This is a genomic window from Gemmatimonadota bacterium (assembly GCA_026705765.1).
Taxonomy (GTDB): Bacteria; Latescibacterota; UBA2968; order UBA2968; family UBA2968; genus VXRD01.
The window spans coordinates 60,582-72,136 of record JAPPAB010000180.1; the positions used below are offsets into that span (position 1 = coordinate 60,582).

Sequence of the window (11,555 nt, forward strand, 5' to 3'; positions counted from 1 at the left end):
CTCCTTTTCTTTGAAGTACTCCCCGCACCTTCACACTTCTCACTTCACACTTCTCACTTCAGCCCCCGCAGTCTTCTCCGCCACCTTAATCGACGCTGTCTGATCTTCATCGCCCAACCCCATCCCCATCGCTATAGTCTGAATCTGATACGCCGCCGCGCCCATCAAATTTGTCGCCCCCAGTGAAGCGGCCATCTGTGCAGCCAACCCGAGATCCTTGTGCGACAATCTCAGCTTAAAATAGGGATCAAAATTTCGCACCAGGGCGCGGCGCTTGAAACTCCCCTGCAAATGCGACGAATTTGCAGCCGTATTCGACATCACATCCCACAACACACCCACATCCAATCCCGCGGCAGCACCCATCGCAAAAGCCTCACCCAACAGCGTAGCAACCGAACACGACACCAGATTATTGACCAGCTTAGTCGTCACCCCCATGCCCAACTCGCCACAATAAAACTGCTCGTCGCCCAATGTATCCAGCACATCTTGCACAGACGCCACCACATCGGCATCGCCGCCAATCATCAGCGTCAATCCACCCCGTGCCGCATCTGCCGGCCCCTTGCCCACAGGCACATCCAGCATATACCCGCCCTTTTCCGCTATAGCCCTGCCAACCCTGCGCGTCGTATCCGGATCAATCGAACTCATATCGATATAAACCTGACCCGCCGACAATCCGGAAACAATACCATCTGGTCCCAAAGCGACCTGCTCAACAGCCTGCGGCGTCGGCAATGAAGAAATAACAACCTCCGACCGCTCGGCAACCGCCCGGGGTGTATTCACCCCCGTTGCCCCCTTCTCCTGCAAAACCTGCACCGCTTCATCGCGCAAATCGTGAACCGCGACATCATAACCACTCGCAACCAAATGACTCGCCATCCCACCACCCATCATCCCCAGCCCCACATATCCCAATTTTCGTTTCACCATCTCACCTCTTCAAATGCTAAATGTTAATCATCTCTCGGATCCGAATGGATCGGATCTACCCAATACACTTCCTCAGGCTCTTCAACAACCGGAATATCCAGATTCACCACCACAGGCTCCTGATCGCTGCGCACCAGCACGCACTCCAGAGGCTCATCTTCGCTGGCATTGATCTCCTGATGGGGCACATAAGGCGGCACATAGATAAAATCACCCGGACCCGCTTCTGCTACATACTCCAACTGATCGCCCCATCGCATACGCGCCCTGCCGCGCACCACATAAATCACACTCTCCAGCGCCCCATGATGATGCGCGCCAGTCTTTGCATTCGGATGAATCTCAACCGTACCCGCCCACAACTTCTCGGCCCCCGCACTCGCCCGATTAATCGCCGCTGCCCGCGTCATCCCTGGCGTCTGCGGTGTATTAAAATCCAACTGATCGCCTGTCACCACCCGCACTCCCTGATTTCGCCAATCCTTTTTGTTCCCCATAACACCTCCTCGCAGAACACCCTATCCAATCGCCTCGCGCTCGCGCCAGCGATACATCCGCAAAGCCGGATCATTGGTCTCCATCATCCACTGCTGCAACCGCGCCTTCAATCGCGCCACATCATCGGCATAATCCGGATCATCAATCACATTATTCATCTCATGAGGATCGTTCTTCAGATCGTACAACTCGTCCTGCCCCGTCAAATTGCACCCGTATTTCAAATCCCCCATACGCAACATCTTCATCGACGTAGCCACATTGCCCAAACCCAAAAACTCCGTCACCACAGCATCGCGCCACTCCGTCGCCTCACCGCGAACAAGCGGCAACAGCGACGCACCGTGAATCGCATCCCCATCATAAGATCCACCAGCCAGATCCAAAATCGTGGGATACATATCCGCCAGAGAAGCAAACTCCGAAACGCGCTCTCCCGCATGCGAACCATCTGGCAGCCGGATAATCATTGGAACATGATGCGTCTCTTCAAAATGATGCCACCCTTTATCCAGCAACCCCCCGTGACTGCCCAGCGTCTCGCCGTGATCCGCCGTAAAAATCAGAACCGTATTATCCAATTCTCCACTCGCCTTCAAATAATCGTACAGCCGACCAATCTGGCTATCAATCATCGACACCCGCGCATAATAATAGCGCACCGCCATCGCCCAATCTTCCCACGTCAAATTTTCCTTATCCCAGTGAATCTTCAAATGATGCGGACCGGGAATCTCCCGCGAGGGCCACTCGTAATTTCCCCACGGCGGAATCTCCACATCCCGATACCAATCCACAAACTCTCCCGTCGCGTGATACGGCCCGTGTGGTCCCCAGAAATTCAAACTGATAAAATACGGCAAATCGCGCTCCCGAAACGACCTGCTCATCTCAATCACATTATCCACCAGATAAGCTGGCACCGTCGCCTCAGTTGGCACAGTCAACTCACCTACCCCATTGCGGACCATCGTAGTCGCCTCAGCCCAGGGCTTCACGCCCGGCTCATAACCCTTTGCCCGCGCCCATGCCCGATAATCCGAATAACTCGAACCAGCCCCGCCGTGCCCGGCAAAATCCTGCCCTTCATACCCTATACGCGAAGGCGAAGATGGCCTGTTCGACCCCTGAAATGTCTGTGTCTTCTCAGAACCGAGATGCCACTTCCCCGTATATCCCGTCCCATACCCCACCGCTTGCAAACGCCGCGACAAAAGTTCGGGCCGGTCCTCCAACTCGTGAACACTACACCCCACCTCGTGGATATTTGACGTAATGCCATGGGTATGCGGGTACACGCCCGTTTGCAGCGTACCTCGCGCCGGACTACACACCGGATAAACCGTATAAGCATTCTCAAACAACACACCCTCTGCCGCGAGACGATCAATATTCGGCGTGCGACAAGGCGTATCGCCATAAGCACCCACGCCCGACAGCCGGTGTTGATCGGTCAAAATAAAAATGATATTAGGCCTATCTGCCATTTAATCCCTCCCAATACTCCCACATATCATCTGGCGTCTCGAACTGCAACTCATTCCAATTCTTCCACTTAAACCTCGTAAACAATCCCATGCGGATATTGCGACTGCAATTCTTACTCGCGCTGTGAACCATCAAGCCGTGCCAGAAAATCACCGTACCTGCGGGACCTGTAATCTCCATTGGATCGGGCAAATCAATAATCGTCCCCATGTGAATCTGATTGGGTGGCTCATTGGGATCTAAAAACTGGCGATTCACACTCAGCAAAGAATGCGACCTGAAATAATCCGCCATCTTTGCATGCGTGCCCGGCCACACGCAAAACCCGCCCGAGCGGAGCTTGATATCACAGAGATACACAGTCGCAGCAATGGTAAAACCAGCCACCGTCAAATCCTTTTGCCCATAGCCATCCACATGCCCGCCCGAAGGCTTTGACCATTTATCTGTACCCGTGGGATAGCGGAACAACGGCGTCGGCTCAGCCCACTCGGTCAGCCGCCCCTTGCCCGCCATCTCTTCTGCCATATCAAACACACCGTAATCATACACAATAGACCGGTGCAACGTCGGGTCACTACTCTCGGGCTTCTTCGGCTCCGCATTCACCCACGTCTGAGGATCGCTACGATCTGCCCAGACACCGTGCCACAGACCATCCACAGCGCGTTCTAACAATGCGCTGGGCAAAACATCTCGCTTAACCAGATACCCATTATCTTTAAAAAACAGCTTCTCATCATGAGTAAGCAACCCCATGATACGCTCCCTCTTTTCACACTAACCCTACGCCGCCACGGCTTTCTCACCCAAATGCTCTTCAATCCACGCCTTCAAAGGCACATCCTCGGGTTTGGGTGACGTATATCCAAAACCACCCGAAGGACTCGCCCCCAGCAACTGCCTGCGAATGGGATCGCTACGCTCCATAAAATGATCCACCGTCATATTGTCGCGGGGCCGCAACCAGCGGTAGCTATAACCGTAAAACAGCGTACGCCTGGGTGAATTCCAATAATTGGTACTGCTCGAATGCCAGATACGCCGATCAAAAACAACCGCACTACCTTTCGGCACACACACCTGCATACCGCCCTCGGGCATTTCTGAGCGACTTTCGCCCGGAAACACATTGCCCAGATGCGAACCGGGAACCACAACAAAATTCCCTCGACCAGGCTCTGATGCATCCGTTAAAAAGAACGCCACCTTCAGCGAAATCCTCGGACGCGGATTCGTCTCAATATCGAGATTGAGACGCCCGCTATCCTGGTGAAATCCAAGCCCTGGACCATCCTTCTCAAGCGACTTTCCAGAACCAACAGGAGGCGTCACAATCATGTGAGAATGGTAAAGCTGAATATTCCAATTCAGCAACCCCCATACCTTTGGAAAAGTCTTATACCAATCGAGCAACTCCAAAAACAAATCATCCTGCCCGATAAAATCCAGCATATTCGACCGCTGATCTGGCCCCATGCCCTCTCGCTCTCGATATGCGCCATCCACGCGATCTACAACCGGCACCAGTTCATCCACCAGATCCTCTGGCAACACGCTCTCGAGAATAAAAAACCCATCGCGTTCAAACTTCAACCGCTCCTCTTCGGTCACGCAATAATCCAGACATCTCGCATCCATAACAACACGCTCCTCTTTTCAAAACTCCGTGTGAGTGGAAAACCCCTTTCCCGATTCCATCACCAGAATACCACACCTGCGCATCAACTCATACAACCTCCTTTTCCAGTTCCGCCAAACGCGCCTTTTGCTCCACCAGCATGCGCTCTCGCTCGCGGCGGAACTCCGTATAATACCGCTCTCGCTTGCCCGTAATGCGATAATCCAATCGCTCGACACCCAGTGCCCTCAGCACCACCCTCTCCACCAATGAAAAATCATCGGAATCCTCGCGATTGAAATTCATAGGCTCTTTAAACGCAACTGGCGGATTCGTAATAAACCGCGGACGCCCCGAAGGATTTGGCGCAGCAGAATGCAACATATACGGATGAATCAGATACACATCACCCGCATTACCCGTCGATTCGACAAACGCCTCACATCCCTCAATCATCTTCCCAAACGAACCCGGTTCCAGCCCTTCGGGATGATCGTACAAAAACCGCGCAACCTTTGGAACCGAATCCGGCGCGAGATACGTACCCCCGCTATTGGGCAACACATCATCCCAAACCACCACCGTCAACAAACCCTGCTCTGGACTATCCAAAAAATGCCGAAAAAAATTGCCATCCTTGTGCCATCCCCTATGCTTTGCCGACGGGACATAGGGATCATCGGCATCTTTGTTAAAATTAATAATAAACCCATCTCCCCACGAAGGCTCACCGTCAATGCGCTCTGCCCCGCCCATCACATCGCATATTCCATCCCATGCTTTTGGCGCGAGATCGGCAACTGCCCGCCGATTCATCGACGGCATGTGAATGCGATCCTCCACCCAGGTCGTAGGATCATCCCTGTCATATCCCAAACGCAGATATGCCAGATCGAGCCAATCCTGAATCTCCGCCTTCTCAAAACACTCCTCTATCTTCACATATCCCTTCTCCACAAAATGCGCTGCCTGCGCGTCTGTCAATACCTTGAACGCCACAACAACCTCCTTTACTCTACCTTCAAATGCTTAAAAAAGAACGCCAGCATCGCCTGATTCACATTCCCCGGCGGTGGCGACCCCATCTTCGGCAAATACATCTCCACCTCAACACCCGCTTCATCGCACCGTTCTTTGATCGCAATTGCATGTTTGGGATGATGAACATAATGACCGCGATTTTGGGGCACCCCACCCCTTTGACTACAAAACAAAAACACAGGTGGATCGTCTTTTGTAATCAACCCGCGCATATCCACATCCGCCCGAATCTGCTTGCCCTTTTCGGTCTCCGCTTCATCAAACGTAGCCAGGCCGTAAAACGAGACATCCCTGGAATAAAAATTCTCAGCAGGCAAACCGAGTACAGATTCCCACTGAAATATATCATAGGAAAACTGGCCATTGCGAGACCCCGCCGCCACAATGCGCGAAGACTGGCGAAGCACGGGATCTTCACTATCGGGATCGGCCAGATCATCGTGAAAAGCCAGCCAAATTGAAGTTCCCGCACCAGCAGAGCCGCCATAAGAAGCGATGCGTTTGGGATCGACGTGCCACGCCTCGGCATTGTATCTGATAAACTGCACCGCACGCGCTGCATCGCGCAAAATATCCTGTATGGGCGCAGTATTTCTAAACCTGTAATTAATCGCCGCAAACGAAACGCCCTTTTCCAAACAAGTCTCAACAATCACATTGCCGCGAACACTCCTTTTGTCGCCATTGACAAACCCGCCCCCGTGAATAAAAATCAAAACAGGTGCTGGTACATCCGACTCTGCCCTCCAAAAATCCAGCACATTGCGCTCATAAGGTCCATACGCTACATTCTCAAGCGTGGGCGGCGTCCCTTTTCTCTCCGCCTCCTGAGCACATACACCTGTTGTCCCAAACAAAATGCAGCATAAAATCCATCTCCCAACGCGCATTACTTCCTCCTATCCCTAAACCTCAACCGTCCACGGAACCTGCTCCGGCGTCACCCCGTGTTCCTCTGCCCAATCAGTGAGCGGATAAGTATTTGGCCTCGCGCTCAAGTTGGGATTCTCACTCAACGGCACATCCAGAAGCTGTTTCTCAATATCGCTCAAATCTGCGATCACGTCATCATCTAAATTCTCCAGATAAAAACCATTCCGAATCCACTTATAACTATACCCAAAAATAACCACCCTGGACGTGCGATGGCTCAAATTTGGCGACTTGGTGTGAAAAATGCGATTTTCAAAAAACAGCGCATCCCCCGCCTTACACACCGGCTGCACCACCTCGGGCGGATCGACCTCGCCTCTCGGAATACCCAGCGGTTCATTGAGCACATGGCTTCTCCTCGCAAACCGCGTAATCCCCGAATCCGGTCCCGGGAAATCCGTCAAACAATAACACACCTTAATCCCAACACGAGGCTGATACGCATGCCCGATCTCCTGCGTAATCCCAATATCTCGATGCCAGGAACGCATCGGCTCCGTCGTCTCGGCATCCTCTGGGTCCTTGTAAATAATCGCCGTATTCTGCAAATGAATATCCGGACTCAAAAGTTGAATCACCAGAGGCACCGTCCCCGAATGCGCAATCAAAGAGCGAAATACAGGCTCCTCCACTATCCCATCTCGAAACTGCTTATACGCCCTCCCCTTATCATTATAAGACGCCATCATCGCATCACACGCATCCGTCAACCGCACAATCTCCTCAGCCCCCAGAACACCCTCCACCACCAGATACCCCTCCGCATCAAAAAAATCCCGCTGTTCATCGCTCAATTTTACAAAATCCATGACATCCTCCTTCACACTTCACACTTCCCAATATTCCCACATATCATCCGGCGTCTCAAACTGCAACAGATCCCAATTTTTTGTGCTAATGCGACTCACCAGAGCCATCCGTATCTGATCGCTGCAATTCGACGTACCGCTGTGAACCATATACCCGTGCCAGATACACGCAGTCCCGGCTCGTCCGACCAACTCAACAGGTTCATTCAGATCAAAAATGCGGGTCATATCCCGCTCGACAATACCGCCGGGATGATGCATATTGAAACCCAGCAGGGAATGCGACTTGAAAAACTCTGCCACAGTCTTATGACTACCGGGCCACAGTGTAAAACCTCCGCCACGGGGCGCCACATCACTCAGATAAACCGTCACACCAATCGTAAACCCCACGGTTGCTTGCTCGCTCTTGTTATATCCATCCAGATGTGGCAACTTGATCGCCCACTCATCGCTGCCACTCGGATACACCAGAATCGTCGAAGGATCTGCATCATCGCTCAAATCGCCTGCCAATTCTCTGCACATCGCAAACAAATCCGTTTCGTAAAGCGTTGCGCGAATCGCGGGATGATCCCAACAATCTGGACTCCGCGGCCCAGCATCCACCCAGGTCTGCGGATCATCGCGATCTGCTTCAATATAACGCCAAAGCGTATCGACCGCCCCTTGAATCTGACCCTCACTCAACATATCGTGCCGAATGAGATAGCCATTTTCCACAAAAAAAGTTTTATCTTTAGCTGTTAAAAGTGACATACCAACCCCTTCCGGAGACTCACAATGACCAGACAACCCAACATCCTCTTTTCCATGTGCGACGACCAGCGACACGACTGCATGGGATGTGCGGGACATCCCTTCATCAACACACCTGCTATGGACCGCCTCGCCCGTGAAGGCATCCGCTTTGCCAATGGCTTCACCGCCATACCCCTTTGCGCGCCCAGCCGAGCCAGCCATCTTTCCGGTGTTTATCCTCACACCCACCGGGCAGCGCACAACCGCGCACCGATTCGCCCCGACCTCGTAACATGGCCCGAACAATTGCAAAAAGCGGGATATCGCACGGGCTTCTTTGGGAAAATACACTACGGAACCGAAGGCATTGACCTGCCCGGCGGCGACCCCAAACCCGGCTTTGAGCGCTGGGTCAGTTTTCGCGGTCAGGGAGACTACGAAGACCCCATCTTTATCATCGACGGAGAACAAGTCAAACACCAGGGATACAACACCGACCTCCTCGCCGACTACGTCGAACAATTTCTCGACCAAAACGACGACCGCCCCTGGGCAATCTGCCTGTGGTACAAAGCCCCTCACGGACCCTTCACCCCACCGCCGCGTCATGCCCATGCCTATTCCGATGACGAACTACCCAAACCCAACGCCCTGGGCGCGTCTCGCGATGGCAAAGCCAGAACCCTTCGCGAACGTCCTTACAACTTCGAAGACAACGAACGCTACGACACCTTCATGCGCAACTACGTGCGCACCGTGCGCGGCGTCGATGATGCCCTGGGCCGAGTACTCGACAAAATTGACGCCATTGGACAAACCAACAACACACTCGTCGTACACACCAGCGACCACGGCTACTTCCACGGTGAATTTGGCCTCGGCGACAAACGCTGGATGTATGACCCATCCATCCGCGTGCCCTATCTCATGCGCTATCCCGACCTCATCGCCAACCCCGGGCGCGTAGAACACACCGACGTAATCAGCCTCGACATCCCGGCAACCATCATGGACGTATCTGGTCTCGGTGTACCCGATCACTACCACGGCCACTCCCTGCGGCCACTTCTGACCGACACAGGCGAAATACCTCGAGAAGACCTCTTCTTCGAATACTTCGAAGACCCGCCCTATCCGTATTTTCCAACAATGGTCTGCTTGAGAACCCAAACCGAAAAACTCATCCACTACATCCGCGAAGGCGAAGGCGACGAATATTACGACCTCGTCAACGACCCCGACGAATACACCAACGCCATCGCCGACCCCTCTTATGCCCATCGCGTAGCCGACATGCAAAAACGGCTTTCAGACGCCCAGGAACGCTTTGAATTCACCGTTCCAGATCTATCGAGCCGCTACTGATGCGAATACGAATAATCAAATACCGCAGCACAAATAGCGCAACCGATTTAGGACCCTGCAAACGCAAAAAACTCGGGTACCCTTAGGCACCCGAGTTTTTTCACTTACAACCAGCACATCTATCTACCGGTATTGAAACTCCGGTGACCCGATCAATATACTCACCACCTGCATATCTTTGCGCTGAGCATCTGCGGGAACCATCTTTTTGACCTCTGACGCAATAGCACTCGTATCCTGAGCAGGCAACAGCAACTTGCTATACATCGCCAACGCTTGCTCCGTTGTGGGCGAGTGCTCGCTCTCCCTGGGCAACTGCTTCAGTACAATTCCTCTAATTCTGCCCGTAGCCAGACGCACACCGAAATTCATGCGCGCAATCAGCGTGCCCGAATTTGCCCACGACTCGGCATAATCCGGAAAACCCGTAGGCGGCTCATAACCATACAACGGCTCACCCATGCGGTAAAACCAGCCCATCATCGGCTGTGGATTCTTCACATCGGCTTCCAATGCGCGAAGAGAACTCACCACCAGTTCTAACGGCGACTTCATCTTGCTCCGCTTCTTCGCCTCTGCCCAAAACTCACGCGACTGCGCCAGCGTAGCCATCACAGCAGCGATATCCCCATCCGTCTTGCGAAATGTCTTCGCCATCCGCTCAACCAGCGCCTCGGGAGGACTGTCGTTCACAAACCGACGCGCCAACTTTGTAGAAATAAAATGTGCGGTTGAAGGGTGCTTAGACAGCATATCCAGAACGCGCTCGCCCTCTTCTATGCCGCCACCTGCAGAGAACTTCTCACCCAACACCACCTTGGCCTTTTTATCGTGCCAGGCATTGCGGAATAGAAATTCACCCTGGCGAACGAGATTCTTATTGCCATTGGCAATTGCCCTATCGGTATTCTTGCGCCCATTGCCATAAGGCATCGCAGTCCAACCCGTCAACACACGCGCGACCTCCGTAACATCCTGCTGCGAGTATCCACCATCCACGCCCAACGTGTGCAACTCCATCAACTCGCGCGCATAATTCTCATTCAAACCATACTTGCGTCTTGGAGGCGTCTTCGGCTTCGCAACAGCCTTCGGCGGAGCCTTCGCCATCTCACCACCCATCATCTCGCCACCCATCATCCCGCCATCCATACCACCATCCATACCCATCTCACCTGATGCCATCTCCTTCTTTGGCTCAGGCTTTGCCTGATTCTGCTGCTGTGGCGTCGCCATACGCGACTGGGCATTATCCAGATAATGCAACATCGCAGGATGCTTCGCCGTCGCGCCCAAAATCACGCGGAACTTGCCCAACACATTGGGACGAATCGCATCGCGCTCATAGGTAAGCACGCGACTGCGCGCGCCCCCGTCGCGCGTGGTCACATTGAAGTGATTGAACCAGAAATCCGTCAGCACCTCGGCGAGTTGATTCTCGCTATACACCGCCCGCATCACCTTCTGACTCCGAAGCTCCTGATTAAAAAGCGCGCCATAGGGACGCAACCCATGCTTCTCGCGATACGCTTTCATCTTTTCCTGCATCTCTTTGCGAGGCGTCGTCGCCGGGTCCATCACCCCTTCTCTTTTCATCTGATTGCGAAGTTGACCATCTGGCATATAGATCTCGGCTATTTGTAACTGCGTCATTTTCAACGCCGGAAATGCTTCCAATCGCTTGTCCAAATCAGCATCTGGCAAATTGCCCTTCAACTGTTGAGCCAGCCACTTCTCGGGACCCACCTTCGCCACCTTTTCCACTTCACCGGGCCGCGCACCAAAAGCAAAACGCTCCAAAAGATACGCCGCAGCCTGCTCCTTGCTCAACCCTTCTTTCTTATAGGGCAATTGCAACCCGGCATCCGCCGAAGCACCTGCAAGCAATGCACCACAGCACAAAACAATAAGTGAAAAACGAAATATCATTGCAAACCTCCTTGAAAAAATCTAAAAATGTCCCCTGGGTATCCCATCCACCAGTTTATCGGTATTGAAACACCGGCGACCCTATCAACATACTGATCACCAGAACCGCTTTGCGTTTAGCATCATCTGGAATCGTCTCTTTCACCTCTGATGCAATAGCACTCGTATCCTGAGCAGGCAACAGCAAC

At 53.1% G+C, this 11,555-nt stretch carries 11 protein-coding genes; 1 reads left to right on the top strand and 10 read right to left on the bottom strand.

Annotation, left to right across the window (positions count from 1 at the left end; translation table 11 throughout):
• Window positions 1-39 precede the first annotated feature (39 nt).
• From OXH16_23240 to OXH16_23280, 9 genes are all read right to left on the bottom strand, one after another.
• Entirely contained in the window at window positions 40-942 is a 903-nt protein-coding gene (locus tag OXH16_23240; GenBank protein MCY3684321.1) for an NAD(P)-dependent oxidoreductase, read from the bottom strand.
• Between the two features lie 23 nt (window positions 943-965).
• The gene (locus OXH16_23245; GenBank protein MCY3684322.1) at window positions 966-1,439 is read right to left on the bottom strand and encodes a cupin domain-containing protein; all 474 of its coding nucleotides are present in this window, start codon (window positions 1,437-1,439) and stop codon (window positions 966-968) included.
• 21 nt (window positions 1,440-1,460) lie between these two features.
• A complete protein-coding gene (locus tag OXH16_23250) occupies window positions 1,461-2,927 on the bottom strand; it encodes a sulfatase-like hydrolase/transferase (GenBank protein MCY3684323.1) in 1,467 nt (488 codons plus the stop codon).
• Window positions 2,917-3,687, bottom strand: coding sequence for a phytanoyl-CoA dioxygenase family protein (locus tag OXH16_23255; GenBank protein MCY3684324.1), 771 nt, complete (start codon window positions 3,685-3,687; stop codon window positions 2,917-2,919). The genes OXH16_23250 and OXH16_23255 overlap by 11 nt, the downstream gene beginning before the upstream one ends.
• 27 nt (window positions 3,688-3,714) lie before the next feature.
• Window positions 3,715-4,569 (bottom strand): phytanoyl-CoA dioxygenase family protein, encoded by an 855-nt coding sequence (locus tag OXH16_23260; GenBank protein ID MCY3684325.1) that lies wholly within the window; start codon window positions 4,567-4,569, stop codon window positions 3,715-3,717.
• A gap of 88 nt (window positions 4,570-4,657) precedes the next feature.
• Window positions 4,658-5,548 carry a phytanoyl-CoA dioxygenase family protein gene (locus OXH16_23265; protein MCY3684326.1) on the bottom strand — a complete coding sequence of 297 codons (891 nt, stop codon included), beginning with the start codon at window positions 5,546-5,548 and terminating at the stop codon, window positions 4,658-4,660.
• Window positions 5,549-5,559: 11 nt separating this feature from the next.
• The gene (locus OXH16_23270) at window positions 5,560-6,480 is read right to left on the bottom strand and encodes an alpha/beta hydrolase (GenBank protein MCY3684327.1); all 921 of its coding nucleotides are present in this window, start codon (window positions 6,478-6,480) and stop codon (window positions 5,560-5,562) included.
• Between the two features lie 15 nt (window positions 6,481-6,495).
• Window positions 6,496-7,332: a phytanoyl-CoA dioxygenase family protein gene (locus OXH16_23275; GenBank protein ID MCY3684328.1), complete on the bottom strand. Its 837-nt coding sequence runs from the start codon at window positions 7,330-7,332 to the stop codon at window positions 6,496-6,498.
• Between the two features lie 18 nt (window positions 7,333-7,350).
• On the bottom strand, window positions 7,351-8,091 hold the full coding sequence (locus tag OXH16_23280) for a phytanoyl-CoA dioxygenase family protein (protein ID MCY3684329.1): 741 nt from the start codon (window positions 8,089-8,091) through the stop codon (window positions 7,351-7,353).
• Window positions 8,092-8,115: 24 nt separating this feature from the next.
• Between OXH16_23280 and OXH16_23285 the strand changes: the two genes are divergently transcribed.
• The gene (locus OXH16_23285; GenBank protein ID MCY3684330.1) at window positions 8,116-9,438 is read left to right on the top strand and encodes a sulfatase-like hydrolase/transferase; all 1,323 of its coding nucleotides are present in this window, start codon (window positions 8,116-8,118) and stop codon (window positions 9,436-9,438) included.
• A 123-nt stretch (window positions 9,439-9,561) separates the two neighbouring features.
• Here the strand turns inward: OXH16_23285 and OXH16_23290 are convergent, their stop codons facing one another.
• Window positions 9,562-11,367 (bottom strand): DUF1800 domain-containing protein, encoded by a 1,806-nt coding sequence (locus OXH16_23290; protein MCY3684331.1) that lies wholly within the window; start codon window positions 11,365-11,367, stop codon window positions 9,562-9,564.
• Window positions 11,368-11,555: the final 188 nt, after the last annotated feature.